At 67.5% G+C, this 15,776-nt stretch carries 16 protein-coding genes; 7 read left to right on the top strand and 9 right to left on the bottom strand.

Annotated features, from left to right (window positions below):
* Positions 1-7 precede the first annotated feature (7 nt).
* Both TS85_RS07625 and TS85_RS07620 read left to right on the top strand, forming a co-directional pair.
* A complete protein-coding gene (locus TS85_RS07625) occupies positions 8-703 on the top strand; it encodes a cytochrome c oxidase assembly protein (RefSeq protein WP_044336044.1) in 696 nt (231 codons plus the stop codon).
* Positions 676-1,191 carry a CopD family protein gene (locus TS85_RS07620; RefSeq protein ID WP_077228514.1) on the top strand — a complete coding sequence of 172 codons (516 nt, stop codon included), beginning with the start codon at positions 676-678 and terminating at the stop codon, positions 1,189-1,191. The genes TS85_RS07625 and TS85_RS07620 overlap by 28 nt, the downstream gene beginning before the upstream one ends.
* Here TS85_RS07620 and TS85_RS07615 read toward each other — a convergent pair.
* The gene (locus TS85_RS07615; protein ID WP_044331438.1) at positions 1,158-1,676 is read right to left on the bottom strand and encodes a DUF2231 domain-containing protein; all 519 of its coding nucleotides are present in this window, start codon (positions 1,674-1,676) and stop codon (positions 1,158-1,160) included. The genes TS85_RS07620 and TS85_RS07615 overlap by 34 nt on opposite strands.
* 30 nt (positions 1,677-1,706) lie before the next feature.
* Here TS85_RS07615 and coxB point away from each other — a divergent pair, with 30 nt between their 5' ends.
* From coxB to TS85_RS07600, 3 genes are read left to right on the top strand one after another with little or no spacing between them, the layout of a single operon-like run.
* Entirely contained in the window at positions 1,707-2,357 is a 651-nt protein-coding gene (gene coxB, locus TS85_RS07610; RefSeq protein ID WP_044336041.1) for a cytochrome c oxidase subunit II, read from the top strand.
* Complete coding sequence (ctaD, locus tag TS85_RS07605) at positions 2,354-4,846, top strand: cytochrome c oxidase subunit I (protein ID WP_044331437.1); 2,493 nt, start codon at positions 2,354-2,356, stop codon at positions 4,844-4,846. The genes coxB and ctaD overlap by 4 nt, the downstream gene beginning before the upstream one ends.
* Positions 4,843-5,154: a hypothetical protein gene (locus TS85_RS07600; RefSeq protein ID WP_052507802.1), complete on the top strand. Its 312-nt coding sequence runs from the start codon at positions 4,843-4,845 to the stop codon at positions 5,152-5,154. The genes ctaD and TS85_RS07600 overlap by 4 nt, the downstream gene beginning before the upstream one ends.
* A 42-nt stretch (positions 5,155-5,196) precedes the next feature.
* Here TS85_RS07600 and TS85_RS07595 read toward each other — a convergent pair whose 3' ends face one another.
* The 8 genes from TS85_RS07595 to TS85_RS07560 are packed head-to-tail and all read right to left on the bottom strand — an operon-like array spanning position 5,197 to position 12,735.
* On the bottom strand, positions 5,197-6,372 hold the full coding sequence (locus TS85_RS07595; protein ID WP_044331436.1) for an acyl-CoA dehydrogenase: 1,176 nt from the start codon (positions 6,370-6,372) through the stop codon (positions 5,197-5,199).
* 31 nt (positions 6,373-6,403) lie between these two features.
* Entirely contained in the window at positions 6,404-6,802 is a 399-nt protein-coding gene (locus tag TS85_RS07590) for a RidA family protein (protein ID WP_227698709.1), read from the bottom strand.
* Positions 6,799-7,203 (bottom strand): acyl-CoA thioesterase, encoded by a 405-nt coding sequence (locus TS85_RS07585; protein WP_044331435.1) that lies wholly within the window; start codon positions 7,201-7,203, stop codon positions 6,799-6,801. Before TS85_RS07585 ends, TS85_RS07590 begins: the two co-directional genes overlap by 4 nt.
* Positions 7,203-8,369, bottom strand: a complete 1,167-nt coding sequence (locus tag TS85_RS07580; protein WP_044331434.1) for an acyl-CoA dehydrogenase family protein — start codon at positions 8,367-8,369, stop codon at positions 7,203-7,205. Before TS85_RS07580 ends, TS85_RS07585 begins: the two co-directional genes overlap by 1 nt.
* Positions 8,369-9,178 (bottom strand): enoyl-CoA hydratase family protein, encoded by an 810-nt coding sequence (locus TS85_RS07575; RefSeq protein WP_044331433.1) that lies wholly within the window; start codon positions 9,176-9,178, stop codon positions 8,369-8,371. Before TS85_RS07575 ends, TS85_RS07580 begins: the two co-directional genes overlap by 1 nt.
* On the bottom strand, positions 9,175-9,672 hold the full coding sequence (locus tag TS85_RS07570; protein WP_227698708.1) for a MarR family winged helix-turn-helix transcriptional regulator: 498 nt from the start codon (positions 9,670-9,672) through the stop codon (positions 9,175-9,177). Before TS85_RS07570 ends, TS85_RS07575 begins: the two co-directional genes overlap by 4 nt.
* Entirely contained in the window at positions 9,669-10,430 is a 762-nt protein-coding gene (locus tag TS85_RS07565) for an SDR family NAD(P)-dependent oxidoreductase (RefSeq protein WP_044331430.1), read from the bottom strand. The genes TS85_RS07570 and TS85_RS07565 overlap by 4 nt, the downstream gene beginning before the upstream one ends.
* Position 10,431: 1 nt before the next feature.
* Positions 10,432-12,735 carry a bifunctional salicylyl-CoA 5-hydroxylase/oxidoreductase gene (locus tag TS85_RS07560; protein ID WP_044331429.1) on the bottom strand — a complete coding sequence of 768 codons (2,304 nt, stop codon included), beginning with the start codon at positions 12,733-12,735 and terminating at the stop codon, positions 10,432-10,434.
* A gap of 124 nt (positions 12,736-12,859) precedes the next feature.
* Between TS85_RS07560 and TS85_RS07555 the strand changes: the two genes are divergently transcribed.
* Together TS85_RS07555 and TS85_RS07550 are read left to right on the top strand one after the other, a co-directional pair.
* On the top strand, positions 12,860-14,029 hold the full coding sequence (locus TS85_RS07555; protein WP_044331428.1) for a pyridoxal phosphate-dependent aminotransferase: 1,170 nt from the start codon (positions 12,860-12,862) through the stop codon (positions 14,027-14,029).
* Between the two features lie 75 nt (positions 14,030-14,104).
* The gene (locus TS85_RS07550) at positions 14,105-15,769 is read left to right on the top strand and encodes a DUF885 family protein (RefSeq protein ID WP_044331427.1); all 1,665 of its coding nucleotides are present in this window, start codon (positions 14,105-14,107) and stop codon (positions 15,767-15,769) included.
* The last annotated feature ends 7 nt before the right edge of the window (positions 15,770-15,776 follow it).

The raw sequence follows: 15,776 nt of genomic DNA, 5'->3' as shown, positions 1-15,776 counted from the left end.
GATGGCAATGACGAGCTATTGCGGCAGCCCGCCCTTTCCCAAGGACTGGCTGCTCCGCTGGAATTTCGACCCGGTGCTGCTGGGCGCGCTTGCGGTCTGCGCGCTTCTCGCACTGCGCTCGAACAGGCCCGCGCCTGGTCTGGGCGGGGTCGCAGTGCTGGCAGTGGCATTCGTGTCGCCGCTCTGTGCGCTCAGCGTCGCGCTGTTCTCCGCGCGCGCGGTCCATCACCTGCTGATCGTGGCCGTTGCGGCGCCGTTGCTCGCACTGGCGTTTCCCGCGCGGCGGAACAGCGACCTGGGCGTTGCGCTTCTGGTCGCCACCGCGACGCTGTGGCTGTGGCACGTGCCCACGCTGTATGACCGGGCACTAGCGGACACCCTGACGTACTGGCTGATGCAGCTGACGCTGATCGGGAGCGCGTTCTGGCTGTGGCGGGCGTTGTTCGCCGCCCCGCCCATGCCCGCGACGCTCGCCGCGGTCCTCGCGATGGCGCAGATGGGGATGCTGGGCGCGCTGCTGACCTTTGCCCCCGGCGCGCTGTACGCGGCGCATGCCGGCACGACTTTGGCCTGGGGGATCGGCCAGGTGGCCGACCAGCAGCTTGCGGGACTCATCATGTGGGTGCCCGGCAACCTTCCCTATGCCGTCGTGACGGCGATGCTCGGGCGGCGGGCATGGCTGCGCGCGGCGGGGGTGGCATGATCGTCGCGGTCAAGCTGCTGCACATCGCTGCCTTGTCGATCTGGTGTGCCGGACTGGTCGGGCTGCCGCTGTTGCTGGCCAAGCACGATACTGCGGACGAGCAGACCGACTATGCGCGGCTGCGGATGCTCACGCATCGCTTTTATATCAGCGTCGTCACGCCCGCCGCGGTGGTGTCGATCGCGATGGGCACCGCGCTGATCTTCCTGCGCGGGGTGTTCGTGCCCTGGATGTTCGCCAAGCTCGTGCTGGTCGGGTTGCTGGTGCTGCTCCACGGCTTTGTCGGGCACATGACCGTGACGATCGGCGAAAGCGGCGGCGGCTATGCCCCGAAGCGGGCATGGCCGTTCGTGACCGTGGCGACGGCAGCGATGGTGCTGATCCTGGTCCTGGTGCTCGGCAAGCCGCTGTTGAGCGAGCGCATCGCGCCCGACTGGCTGCTCGAGCCGCAGGATCAGCCCTTGCCGGTGGACGAGGTGCCGATGTGATAGTCGAACACCAGCTTGCCGCCATGCCAGCCGGTAACCGCGGCAAAGCCCGCGGCGAACGCGGACAGCAACACGCCGATCGGCAGTACCGCCTGCTCATATCCCATGGTCAGGCGATAGCCCCAATTCGCCCCAAGGATCGAAAGCAGCATCACGGCGATGACGAAGTGAGTCCAACTGGCGGCCCGCGCGCGGATTCCGGGCACGAGCAGCAGTTCCACGGTGCCCGAAACCCCCGCGAGCAGCCCGAACAGGAATGCCGTGCCGCTGGCCCACAGCCCCGCGCGCGCCCAGAACGCATCGCCGGTCCACCAGTAGAACCCGTCGGCGCCGAGAGTGCACATGGTCAGGGCGATCGGGAAAGCGACCAGCATCGCGTGGATCGGATGGCCGGCAATCGCGATCTTCGACTCGGTGCGATGGAAATTCGGTTGCGCCGATACGGGGTCGATCAGCGCGCCGTCGATTTGCGTTTCGTCTGCCATCCCCGTGCCTTGCACCGAATCGCCGCCGCGATGCCAGCCTTGATTGCCGGCGGCTGCGCCGGGCCGTTGTCCACGCTCGACGCACAGGGCCCGGCGGCGGACGACATTGCGACTTTGTGGTGGGGGATGCTCGCAGGCGCGGCGATACTGTCGCTGCTGGTGTTCGGATTGCTCGCGCTTGCGTTCCGCCGGCGGCAGCGGGGCGGGGCGGGGGGCGCAGGCTTGTGGATCGGCTGGCTGGGCGTCGCGATGCCTGCGGTCATTCTGACGGTCCTGCTCGGCTATGCGCTGATGCTGGGCGAACGGACGATCGCCAGGCCCGCGCCGGGGGTGCTCAAGGTCGATGCGACCGGGCACCAATGGTATTGGAGCTTTCGCCAGCCGGGCGCGGCGGGGGTGATCGAGACCCGCGACGTGCTGAACATCCCCGCCGGGCGCCCGATCGACGTCCAGATCGGCTCGACCGACGTCATTCACAGCTTCTGGGTCCCCCGGCTGGGCGGCAAGATGGACGCCGTCCCCGGCCAGGTGAATGTGCTGCGGCTGGAGGCGAGCGCGCCGGGAATTTTCGAGGGGCAATGCGCCGAATTCTGCGGGCTGCACCATGCCCGCAACCGCTTCCGAGTCATCGCGCACGATCCTGCGGGCTGGGCTGCTTTTCAGAATGGAGCCGGGCGATGACCCCCTTGCGGCGACACCGCGCGCTGACTGCGATCTGGGGCACCCCCAGGGGATGGCGCGGGACGATCGCGTCGGTCAACCATTCGGACATCGGCCGGCGCTTCATCCTTGCCGCGTTCGCTTTTTTCGCGATCGGCGGGATATTGGCGATGCTGATCCGTGCGCAGCTTGCGACGCCGGACAGCGCCTTCGTCGGCCCCGCCGTCTATAACCAGCTCTTCACGATGCATGGCAGCATCATGATGTTCCTGTTCGCGATCCCGATGTTCGAGGGGCTGGCGCTGTACATGCTCCCCAAGATGCTGGGGAGCCGCGACATGGCCTTCCCCCGGCTGTCGGCCTATGGCTGGTGGTGCTATCTGTTCGGCGGGAGCATCCTGATCGGGGCGCTCGCGCTCGGCGTGGCGCCCGATGGCGGATGGTTCATGTACACCCCGCTATCGTCCAAGGCCTATACGCCGGGGATCAACGCCGATGTCTGGTTGCTCGGCATCACCTTTGTCGAGATTTCAGCGATTTCCGCCGCGATCGAGATCATCGTCTCGGTGCTCAAGCTGCGCGCGCCGGGGATGCGGCTGGACCGGATGCCGCTGTTCGCCTGGTATCTGCTGATCACCGCCTTCATGATGATCGTGGCGTTTCCGCCGCTGATCCTGGGTTCGATCCTGCTGGAGGTCGAGCGCGCGTTCGATTGGCCGTTCTTCGATCCCGTGCGGGGCGGAAGTGCGATGCTGTGGCAGCATTTGTTCTGGCTGTTCGGCCACCCTGAGGTCTACATCATCTTCCTGCCCGCCGCCGGAGTGGTATCGACGGTGCTGCCGGTGATGGCCCGCACCACGATCCTCGGCTATGGCTGGATCGTGGCGGCGTTGCTTGCGCTGGCGTTCCTCAGCTTCGGGCTGTGGGTCCACCACATGTTCACCACCGGCATACCACACATGGCGCTGGGGTTCTTCTCCGCAGCGTCGGCGCTGGTCGCGGTGCCGACCGCGATCCAGGTGTTCGCGTGGATCGGGACATTGTGGAACGGCAGGCCGGAGCTTAAGCTGCCGATGCTGTACCTGCTCGGTTTCTTCCAGGTATTCGTGCTGGGCGGGCTGACGGGCGTGATGCTGGCGATGGTGCCGTTCGACGGGCAGGCGCATGACAGCTATTTCGTCGTCGCCCATCTTCACTACGTGCTGGTCGGCGGGTTCATTTTCCCGATGCTCGCGGGCGCGCATTACTGGCTGCCTCATTTCACCGGGCGGGCGCGGGTCCCGCGACTGGGCGAGGCGGCGTTCTGGCTGATAATAATCGGGTTCAACCTCACCTTCTTCCTGATGCACCTGACCGGGCTGCTGGGGATGCCGCGGCGCATCTATTCCTATTCCGGCGACATGGGGTGGACATGGCTCAACCTGTTGTCGTCGGTGGGCAGCTTCATCATGGCGTTCGGGTTCGCGTTGTTCGCGATCGATGTCGGGCTCCAGATTTTCGCCTCGCGCCGCAGCCGCCGCAATCCGTGGCGCGCGGGCACGCTGGAATGGGCGATGCCGCTTCCCCCCGCCGCGTATAACATCGCCAGCCAGCCGCATGTCGACGACCGCGAGCCGCTTGCGGCCGATCCCGAGCTGGCGCTCAAGCTCGTGCGCGGCGAGGGGTATCTGCCCGAAGCGCGGTATGGCTGGCGCGAGACGATGGCAGTGGACAGTGCCACTGGCGCAGTCGACCATGTCGTCATCCTGCCGGGCAATACCCGGCTGCCGATCCTGACTGCCGTGGTGACCGGCGGTTTCTTTCTGTCGCTGCTGCTCGGCCAATATTGGCTCGCGCTTCTCCCGCTGGCCGGGGTGGTAGCGCTGGGGTGGCGTTGGGCGTGGCTGCTCGGTGCGCGCGAGGATGTGGGTGCCGTCGCGATCGGGCTGGGCCAGACTGCGCCGATCCATCGCGAAGTCGCGGGGGCGCCGAGCTGGTGGGGGACCAGCTTGCTGCTCGTCGCCGATGCCACGCTGCTGGCGTCGCTGGTGTTTGGCTATGCGTTTCTCTGGGTGGTCGCGCCGAACTGGCCGCCCCCCGAACGGATCGACGGCGGTGTCGCGATCGGGGTGATCGCCGCCGCGGCGGCGGTGTCGGCCGCAGTGCTGGCGCGCCGGGCGCAGGCATCGGTCGGAACCGGATCGCTCGGCCCGGCCCGGCGGGCTGCGCTGGCAGGCGCGGCGGCGCAGGCGATCGTCGCCGGCGCGTTGGTCGCGACCGGGGTCACGGCATTGCCGGCGCCGACCGGCCATGCCTATGCCGCCGCGAGTTGGGCGCTGATCGCTTATGCGACGCTGCATGCCGCCATCGCCTTGCTGTGCAACGGCTTCCTCGCGGCGCGCATCCGGGCGGGCTATGTTTCGGCGGCGCGCGCGCAGGAGGCGGCGATCGCCCGGCTGTTCGGCGACTATGCCGCGGTGGCGACGATCCTCGTGCTGCTATGCCTGTTCGTTCCGGAGCTGGTGGCATGAGGCTGTTGCTGCGCGCCAGCGCCGGGCTGCTGCTCTGGGGCTTCGGTTTTGCGCTGCTCTACGCGATGCACGGGCTGGGCTGCGCGCGCGAAGGCGAGGGCGCTGCGCTGATCGGCTTCACGCTGTTCCGGGCGAGCCTGATCGGGACCTGGCTGCTCCTCGCCGCGGCGGGGGCTGCGGTCATCTGGTGGGCGCGACGCTCGCCCCCGGGGCTCGAGCGGCGGCTTGCACTGGCCTCCGCAGTGACGGGGCTGGTCGCGACGATCGTCACCGGCATGCCCGTGGCGGCGACCTCCGTCTGCGTGTGAAGCAAGGGGGACGCCGCCCTTGGGAAGCGTCCCCGCATGCCGTCAGAAGGCGGCGATGCCCGTGATCGCACGCCCCAGGATCAGCGCATGGACGTCGTGCGCGCCCTCATAGGTGTTGACGGTCTCGAGGTTCATCGCGTGGCGCATGACCTGATATTCGCCCGAAATGCCGTTGCCGCCGTGCATGTCGCGCGCCATCCGCGCGATATCGAGTGCCTTGCCGACATTGTTGCGCTTGACGATCGAGATCATCTCGGGCGCGAACTTGCCCGCATCCATCAGCCGCCCGACGCGCAGCGACGCCTGTAGCCCCAGCGCGATGTCGGTCTCCATGTCGGCCAGCTTCTTCTGGAAAAGCTGGGTCGCGGCAAGCGGACGACCGAATTGGTGGCGATCGAGCCCATATTGGCGCGCGGCATGGAAACAGAATTCGGCGGCGCCCAGCGCCCCCCAGCTGATCCCGTAGCGCGCACGGTTGAGGCACGAGAATGGGCCCTTCAGCCCCTCGACATCGGGCAGCAGCGCATCCTCGCCGACTTCGACTTCGTCGAGCAGGATCATGCCGGTGATCGACGCACGCAGCGACAGCTTGCCCTCGATCTTGGGCGCCTCCAGCCCCTTCGCACCCTTTTCGAGCACGAAGCCGCGGATCGCGCCGCCATGCGCGTCCGACTTCGCCCAGATCACGAACACGTCGGCGATCGGCGAATTGGAAATCCAGGTCTTGGCGCCGTGGAGCCGATAGCCGCCGTCGATCTTGGTCGCGCGGGTGCGCATCCCGCCGGGATCGGAACCGGCATCGGGCTCGGTCAGCCCGAAACAGCCGATCCACTCGCCGCTCGCCAGCTTGGGCAGATAACGGCGCTTCTGCGCTTCGGACCCGAATGCATGGATCGGGTACATGACCAGGCTCGACTGGACGCTCATCATCGAGCGATAGCCCGAGTCGATGCGCTCGACTTCGCGCGCGATCAGGCCATAGGCGACATAGGAGGTGCCGACGCCGCCATATTCCTCCGGGATCGTGGGGCCGAGCAGCCCCAGCGCACCCATTTCGCGGAAGATCTCGGGATCGGTCGTCTCGTTGGCGAAGGCGTCGATGATGCGCGGCGCCAGCTTGTCCTCGGCATAGGCGCGGGCGCTGTCGCGGATCATCCGCTCATCGTCGTCGAGCTGGTCCTCGATCAGGAACGGGTCGGCCCAGTCGAATTTCTGCAAGGGACTATCCTCAGTTTGCTAGGGTTGTTCGTCAGGCAGGGACGACGGCAATGGTCTCGATCTCGACCTTCGCCGCAGCCTCCATCAGCGCGACCACCTCGACCACCGCCATCGCCGGAAAATGCTTCCCGATCAATGCGCGATATGCCTCGCCGATGCCGGCGAGCCCGTCGAGATACTCCGAACGGCTGGTAATGTACCAGGTCATGCGCACGATATGCTCAGGCCCGGCGCCGTCCTCGGCAAGGATCGCGAGCGTGTTGACCAGCACCTGGCGGAACTGGCCGACCAGGTCGGTCGCGACAAACGTCTCGGTCTCGTCCCAGCCGACGACGCCGGCGGTGAAGACCATGCGACCGCTGGCGGAAACGCCGTTGGAATAGCCGCGGGGCCGTTTCCAGCCGGGGGGCAGCAGGCTTCGCATCGTCATGGGCACTCTCTGTTCAGGCATAATAGCAGGGCGGGGGGCCAGGGCACCGATTTCTGCCGCGCGAGATCGGTCAGGACCTGGGTGTAGCGGACGTGGAACCGCGGCTCGCCGCCCGAGCTGATGTCGAGCGCGAGGTCGACCGAACTGCGCCCCACGCGCGTCACGGCGACGCGGATGTCGAGCAGGTCGCCCAGGCGGCTGGGCGCCGCGAAGCTGGCGTGCAGGTCGACCGTGGGCAGCCCCATGCCCAGTTCGAGGTGCATCGTCCGGCGGCTGCACCCGAGTATCTCGGCGGACCAATCCTCGATCGCGGCGTCGCACAGCTCGAAATAGCGGGGATAATAGGCGATGCCTGCCGGATCGCAGTGGGCGAAGCGCAAGGGGTAGGTGACGCTGAACATCAGGCGGCGCTGTCGGCCAGATGCTGGCGCGCGATCACGACCTTCTGCACCTCGGACGCGCCTTCATAGATGCGTAGCGCGCGGACCTCGCGGTACAGCGCCTCGACCGGCACGCCCACCGTGACGCCGAGCCCGCCGAACATCTGCACCGCCTTGTCGATCACGCTTTGCGCGCTGTCGGTGGCGTGGAGCTTGGCGAGCGCGGCCTCGCGCGTGTTGCGCACGCCCCGCACGTCGCGCAGCCACCCGGCGCGGTAAATCAGCAGCGCCGAGGTATCGATGTCGAGCACCATCTCGGCCAGCTTCGACTGGGTGATCGGATTGTCGGCCAGCGTGCCGTTGCCGAGCCGGCGTACCCGCACCCGCGCGGTCGCCTCGTCCAGCGCGCGGCGGGCAAAGCCGAGCGCAGCGGCGCCCACGGTCGTGCGGAAGATGTCGAGCGTCGCCATCGCCGCGGCAAATCCCCGCCCGGCCTCGCCCAGCAGCGCGGTCTCGGGCAGCGCCATGTCGGTGAACGCCAGCGTCGCCAGCGGGTGCGGCGCGATCACCTCCAGCCGTTCGGTTACCGCCAGCCCGGGGGTGTCGGCGTCCACGACGAACGCCGAAATCCCGCGCGAGCCGGGCGCCTCGCCGGTGCGGGCGAACAGCACATAATAATCGGCGATCCCGCCATTGGAGATATAGGTCTTGGCGCCGTTGACGCGGTAGCCATTGGCGGTCCGCTCGGCGATGGTCTCCATCGATGCCACGTCCGATCCCGAGGCGGGCTCGGTCAGCGCAAACGCGGCAATCTTTTCGCCGCGCGCGACGGCGGGGAGATAGGCCCGCTTCTGCGCCTCGGTGCCGAGCAGCGTGATCGTCCCCGAGCCCAGTCCCTGCATCGCAAAGGCGAAGTCGGCGAGCCCCGAATGCCGCGCCAGCGTCTCGCGGATCAGCGCCAGCGAGCGGATGTCGAGCGTCTCATGGATGCCGCCATAGGCTGCCGGCACGCAGTAACGCAGCCATCCGGCATCGCCCAGGCTGCGGACCAGCGCGCGGCACTCGGCATCGACATCGCCGCCATGCGCAGGGGCGAGGGTCGCGGCGCACCACGCGTCGAGTTCGTCCGCCAGCCGGCGGTGGCCATCATCTAGGAACGGCCAGTCGAGGAAGCTGCGGTCGGCCATCAGTCGCCCTCGAACACAGGCGTGCGCTTGTCGGCAAACGCCTCGAACGCGCGGCGGAAATCGTTGGTCGCCATGCAGATCGCCTGCGCCTGCGCCTCCATTTCGATCGCGGTTTCGATACCGACCGCCCATTCGGTGTTGAGCTGGGTCTTGGTGATGCCGTGCGCGAAGGTCGGGCCTGCGGCGAGCGATCGGGCGAGCGCCAGCGCGTCCTCGACCAACGCGTCGGCGGCGACCAGCCGGTTGTGGAAACCCCAGCGCTCGCCTTCGTCGGCGGTCATCATCCGGCCCGTGTAAAGCAACTCCGCCGCGCGCCCCTGGCCGATGATCCGCGGCAGGATCGCGCACGCGCCCATGTCGCACCCGGCCAGCCCGACGCGGGTGAACAGGAAGGCAGTCTTTGCCGAGGGGGTCGCGAGGCGCAGGTCGGACGCCATTGCCAATATCGCCCCGGCGCCGACGCAGATGCCGTCGATCGCCGCGACGATCGGCTGCGGACAGGCGCGCATCGCCTTGACCAGGTCGCCGGTCATCCGCGTGAAGGCGAGCAGTTCGGGCATCGCCATCCGCGTCAGCGGGCCGATGATCTCATGCACGTCGCCGCCCGACGAGAAATTGCCCCCCGCGCCAGTGACGACCACCGCCTTGACCGCGGGCGTGTAGACCAGCGCGCGGAACGCATCGCGCAGTTCGGCATAGCTTTCGAAGGTGAGCGGGTTCTTGCGCTCGGGCCGGTTGAGCGTGACGGTGGCGACGCCGTCAGCGAAATGCCAGCCGAAATGGACGGGCGCGAAATGCTCGGGGTTCATGGCTGTTCCTCTCCGGTATCGGCGGCGAGCGAGGTCTTGAGCACGCCGAGCAGGTCGTACATCGCCACGCGCTCCTCGCGCGGGACGCCCGCCAGCATCGCCTCGATCCATTCATGGTGCGATTCGGCGAGCCCGGTGAAGCAGTCACGCCCCGCCTCGGTCAGCCGCGCGATCGACGCGCGGCCATCGGTGGGGGACGCCGCCATGCTGACATAGCCCTCGCGCAGCAGCGCCTGCACGACCCCGGTGACATTGCCGCTCGACACCAGCAGCGCCTGTGACAGCTGGCCCATCGTCATCCCCTCGGGGTGGCGATCCAGCGCCGCCATCACGTCGAACCGGGGCAGGGTGATGCCATATTGATCGGCAAAGCGCCGCTTGAGCCGCTTCTCGATGACGGTGGTGCAGGTCAGCAGCCGCAGCCACAGCCGGACGCTGGTCCGGTCGTCGAGTGCGCCGTCATGCTTTTCGCGGATCATCGTCTCACTGCTCACATCACTTCTCCGCCGGCGACGAGGATCGCCTGGCCGGTGATCGACTTGGCCGAGGGCAGGCTGAGCCACAATGCCGCCTCGGCGACTTCGGCGGGTTCGATCAGCCGCTTCTGCGGATTGAATCGCGTCAGCTCGGCCAGCGCCTCGGCTTCGCTGCGTCCGGTCTTGCTGCGGATCGTGGCGATCGTTGCCGAGACGATGTCGGTGTCGGTGAAGCCCGGGCACACGGCGTTGACGGTCACCCGGCTCCCCGCCAGTTCGAGCGCGAGCGCGCGGGTAAGCCCGATTGCGGCGTGCTTCGACGCGACATAGGGCGCGGTATAGGCATAGCCGCGGACGCCGGCGGTCGAGGCGATGGTGACGATCCGGCCTGCCGGTGCGTCGAGCAAGTCGGGCAAAGCGGACTGGCAGCAATGGAACAGCGCATCGACATTCACTGCCATCGTCGCGCGCCATGCCTCTGCGGTGACTTTGGCAAAGGGGGCACTGGTCGCGGCACCGGCGTTGTTAACGAGGATACCGATCGGGCCATGCGCGGCCCGCGCCTCGGCGAAAGCGGCGTCGACCGCCGCGCAATCGGTAATGTCGGCAGGCGCGACACACGCGCCGGGCAAGGTCGCCGCCACCGCTTCCAACGCGTCGCGACGCCGCCCGACCAGCGTCAGCGCCGCGCCCTCCGCCGCCAGCGCGCGCGCGATCGCCGCCCCGATCCCCGAGCCGCCGCCGGTGACCAGCGCATGCACGCCCTGAAGCCGCATCTCAGCCACGCAGCAATGCGTCCTGCTCGGCGGCGCGCTTGAGGTTGCGGGCAAGCTGGCCCATCCCGGCGGCGTAGTTCGGGGGCACCGCGACCCCGCGATAGCCGTGCTGGGCGGCGGCGCGCAGCGTCCACATCGGGTCGATCATGTGCGGGCGGCCCACCGCGACCAGATCGGCACGCCCGGCGGCGAGGATCGAGTTGGCGTGATCGGTCTCGAAGATGTTGCCCACCGCCATCGTCGATACGCGCGCTTCGTTGCGGATCTGGTCGGCGAAAGGCGTCTGGAACATCCGGCCATAGACCGGGCTGCACTCCGCCCAGGTCTGCCCGGCGGACACGTCGATCAGGTCGGCGCCCGCATCGTGGAACGCCTGCGCGATCAGCACTGCCTCGTCCGGCGTGACGCCCTGGTCCCCCATCCAGTCGGTGGCGGAGATGCGGACTGACATCGGGCGCTCGGCGGGCCAGGCGGCGCGCATCGCCGCGAACACCTCCAGCGGGAAGCGCAGCCGGTTCTCGCGGCTGCCGCCATAGTCGTCGGTGCGCTTGTTCTGGAGCGGGGTGATGAAGCTCGACAACAGGTAACCATGCGCGGCGTGCAGCTCGACCATGTCGAACCCGGCATCGACCGCCATCCGGGTCGAAGCGACGAAGGCGTCGCGCACCGCATCCATGTCCGCGCGCGTCATCGGGCGCGGCGTCTGGTTCGCGGCGCTCCACGGCACGTCGGACGCGGCGATCAGCGGCCAGTTGCCGCTCTCCAGCGGCGTGTCCATCCCCTCCCACCCGATCCGGGTCGATCCCTTGGCCCCCGAATGGCCGAGCTGGAGGCAGATCTTCGCGCTGCTGTTCGCGTGGACGAAATCGGTGATGCGGCGCCATGCCGCGACATGCTCGGGCGCGTACATGCCCGGGCATCCCGGGGTGATCCGCGCGTCGGGCGAAACACAGGTCATCTCGGTATAGACCAGCCCGGCGCCGCCCTGTGCCCGCGCGCCATAATGGACGAGGTGGAAGTCGCCCGGCGTGCCGTCCACCGCGCTGTACATCGCCATCGGCGATACGACGATGCGGTTCGCCAGCGTCAGCTCGCGAAGCCGATAGGGCGCGAACATCGGCGGGGCGGCCTCGTTGCCCGGCCCGCCGGGCGCCTGCGCCTGGAACCAGCGCTCGACGCTCTCCAGCCAGCCCTTGTCGCGCAGGCGGAGGTTCTCGTGGCTGACGCGCTGCGAGCGGGTCAGCAGCGAATAGGCAAACTGGATCGGCGCGAAGGGCAGATAGCGGTCGAGCGTCTCGAACCACTCAGTCGAGTTGCGGGCGCTGTTCTGGAGCTTGAGCACCTCGACGCTGCGCTCGGCCTGGTACTCGGCGAGCGCCTCGTCGCGGGCGAGGCCGGGGCGGTTGAGCACTTCGGCAAGCTTGATCGCATCCTCCAGCGCAAGCTTGGTGCCCGAGCCGATCGAGAAATGCGCGGTATGCGCGGCATCGCCCAGCAGCACGATCTTGTCATAGGACCAGCGCCCGGTGATGATCCGGCGGAAGTTGAGCCACGCCGCCGATCCGCGCAGATGCGCGGCGTTGGACATCAGCGCATTGCCGTCCAGATGCTTTGCAAAAACGCGCTCGCTCCACGCGATCGCCTCGTCCTGGCCCATCGTGTCGAGCCCCAGCGCAGCCCAGGTCTCGGGCGCCATCTCGACGATGAAGGTCGAGAGGCTGTCATCGAAGCGATAGGCATGCGCCCAGACCCAGCCCTCCTCCAGCTGCTCGAACGCGAAGGTGAAGGCGTCGAACACCTTGTGCGTGCCCAGCCAGATATACTTGTTGCGGCGCGGCTGGATGTCGATGTCGAAATGCTCGGCATAGCGATCGCGGATGCGGCTGTTCGCGCCGTCCGCCGCGATGACGAGGTCATAGTCGGCCCAGTCCGCCAGTTCGGCGCTCGCCTCCTGCTCGAAATGCAGGACCACACCCAGCGCGCGGGCGCGGTCCTGCAGGATCGCGAGCAGGCGCTTGCGACCGATGCCGATAAAGCCGTGGCCCGACGAGCGGACGCTTTCGCCGTGGATGCGGACGTCGATATCGTTCCAATGCGTGAATTCCTGCGCGATCGTCTCGCCGCTGACCGGGTCGTTGGCGCGCAGATTGTCCACGGTCTGATCGGAGAAGACCACGCCCCATCCGAACGTGTCGCCCTCACGGTTGCGTTCGAACACATGGACCTCGTGCGCGGGATCGCGCAGCTTCATCGAGATGGCGAAATAGAGGCCCGCCGGGCCGCCGCCGAGGCATGCGATCTTCATGGGCTTGCGACTCCTGCAGTGCGATTGCGCTTATTATCCTATGCGGCCTTGAAAATGTTTCAAGCCTAAAATATCAAGCTTAAAGTATCCAGATTCACGCAAAGTCGGACGGGAGTGGCATCAGATGAAATGGCCGGCACAGCGCCTCGCGGCGGGGTCGAAAAAGAGCTTCGGCATGTATGACGAGGCATCGAAGCTCGATGCGCAGGGCGTGGACCTGATCCACCTCGAATTCGGGCGCCCGCACGCCGACACGCCCGTGCATATCAAGGAAGCGACCAAGGCCGCGCTCGACGCCGGCATCGTCCATTATGGCGATTTCCGCGGCACCTTGTCGTTCCGCCAGGCGCTGGTCGACAAGCTGCGCACCTTCAACAAGCTCGATTACGGCGTCGACGAAGTGCTGGTGACCAACGGGCTTACCCATGCGTCGTTCGCCGCGTTCATGGCGGCGATCGATCCGGGCGACGAAGTCCTGCTGCTCGACCCCTATTACCCCCAGCATATCGGCAAGACCGAGCTGGCCGGCGGCAAGGTGGTGATCGCGCAGCTCGACAAGGCCAAAGGCTTCGCGATCTCGCGCGATGCGATCGCCGCGAAGATCACCGATCGCACGCGGATGATCGTGCTGGTCAATCCCGCCAATCCCACCGGCCGCGTGTATAGCCGCGCGGAACTCCAGATCGTCGCCGATCTCGCGGTCGAGCACGACCTGCTCGTGCTGTCGGACGAGGTGTACGAGTATATCACCTATGGCCAGGCGGAGCATCTGAGCATCGCGGCGCTGCCGGGGATGCGCGCGCGGACGATCACCTGCTTCGCCTTTACCAAGGCCTATTCGATGGACGGCTGGCGGATCGGCTATCTCACTGCCGACGCGGCGCTGATGCCCGCGATCCTGCGCATCGCGATGACCGACGTGACGCATGTCAACGTCTTCATCCAGGAGGGCGCGCGCGCCGCGGTCACCGGGCCGCAGGATGCGATGCTGGCGATGGTCGAGGCCGATCGCCGCAAGCGCGACATCGTCGTCCAGGCGCTGAACCAGATGCCGGGGGTCACCTGTGCCGAGCCGGAGGGGACGATCTATGCCTTTCCCGACATCAGCGGCACCGGGCGCGGGTCGCAGGAGCTGGCGATGGAGATCCTGCAAAAGGCGCATGTCGTCGTCGAGTCCGGCAGCTTCTACGGACCGGCGGGCGAGGGGCATTTGCGCGTGTGCTTCGGCTCGGAATCCGAAGCGCGGGTGACCGAGGCGATGGAGCGGCTGACGCGGTTCTTCAACGCATTGTAACACAGGGCAGGGGCGGCGCCGGGCGAGCCGCCCGCGCCGCTTATCCCCAGGCATGAACCATCCGGGAGAACGGCAATGAAGACGAAGACCAGGCTCCAATTCGCCGCGGCGCTCGTCGTCGCGCCGTTGCTTTCCCTTGGCGCGGCGCCGCTGCCCGTCCATGCGCAGGCCGCCCCGTCGGGCTATGACGCGCTCGTCGCGCTCTATGACGAGTTCCGCGCCTTCGTCGCGCCGCCGGTCGTCAAGGGCGTGACCGATTATTCGCCGGCAGCGATGGCGCGGCATTATGCGGGGCTGAAGCGGCTACAGGCGCGGCTCGCCGCGATCGACGACAGCGCGTGGCCGATCGCACAGCGCGTCGATTACCGGGTGGTGCGGGCCGAGATGCACGGGCTCGAATTCCAGCACCGCGTCGTCGAGCCATGGAAGCGCGATCCCGCATTCTACAGCACCACCAATCTGGGGTTCGGGCCCAAGATGGAAGGCGCGATTGCGCTCCCGAAACTGCCGATCGCGCCTGCCAAGGCGAAGACGCTGGCGGCGCAGCTGAATGCGGTGCCCGAAGTGCTGCGTCAGGCGCGGGCGAACCTGACCGACGCGCGCGGCGACCTTGCCCGGCTCGCGATCCAGCAGAAGCAGGTCGAAGTGAATGTCTATGGCGAGCTGGCAGCGCAGGCGGACACGCTCCAGCCCGCACTCGCCGCACCCGCCCGGCGCGCGCAGGCGGCGGCGGCGGATTTCAGGACATGGCTGGAGGGGATCGAGGCGACGCTCCCGGCGCATGGCGGCGTCGGCAGGGAGAATTACGCCTGGTATCTCCGCAACGTCCTGCTCCTCGCTTACACGCCCGAGGAGATCGAGACGATCGGCGAGCGCGAATATGAGCGCCAGGTCGCGTTCCTCAAGATCGAGGAGCATCGCAACCGCGCGATCCCGATGATCGATCCGGTCCAGACCCGCGCCCAGTTCGACGCCAAGCGCAAGGCGGAGGACGAGGACCTGCTCCGCTTCCTGCGCGACGGCGACTGGATGACGATCCCCGATTATGTGCAGCACGACCCCGAAGAGGGGCCCTATGTCTTCCCGTTCGAGAAGGACCCGTCCAAGCCCGGCCTGTTCGATCCGCCGCAGCATCTCCATTTCTTCTTCCAGGCCGAGTTCCGCGACGGGCGCCCGTTGCGCGCGCACAATTTGCCCGGGCATGCCTTTGACGGGCTCCAGGCCGCGCGCGACACGCGGCCAATCCGCGGCGGAAAGCGCCTGTTCTTCGTCAACGGGCTGCGCAACGAAGGCTGGTCCTTCTATCTCGAGGAGTTCATCCTCCAGGCGGGGCTGCTCGAGGATCGGCCCAAGACGCGCGAGATCGACTATATCCTCGGCGCCAAGCGCGCCGCGCGCATCCTGCCCGAGCTGAAGATGCAGGCGAACGAATGGACCTGGAAACAGGCCAATGCCTCGCTGGTCGCGCGCACGCCGAAATGGATGCAGCCCGGCGACGCGGTCGCGCAGTTCGATATCGAGCTCTACCTGCGCCAGCCCGGCTATGGCATCGGCTATTATATGGGCAAGGTCGAGCTGGAGAAGCTGCTGGCCGAGGTCGCGATGCAGGAAGGCGACACCTTCGACATCAAGCGCTTCCACGATCGCTTCCGCGCCGCCGGGTCGATCCCGATCTCGCTGATCCGGTGGGAGATGACGGGCAGGGACGACGAGATCCGCCGGATGGACGGCAGGCCCTAAACCCAAA

The organism is Sphingomonas hengshuiensis, assembly GCF_000935025.1.
Lineage (GTDB): Bacteria > Pseudomonadota > Alphaproteobacteria > Sphingomonadales > Sphingomonadaceae > Sphingomonas > Sphingomonas hengshuiensis.
Note: the sequence above shows the minus strand (reverse complement) of the source record. Positions and strands in the feature narration are given on the sequence as shown.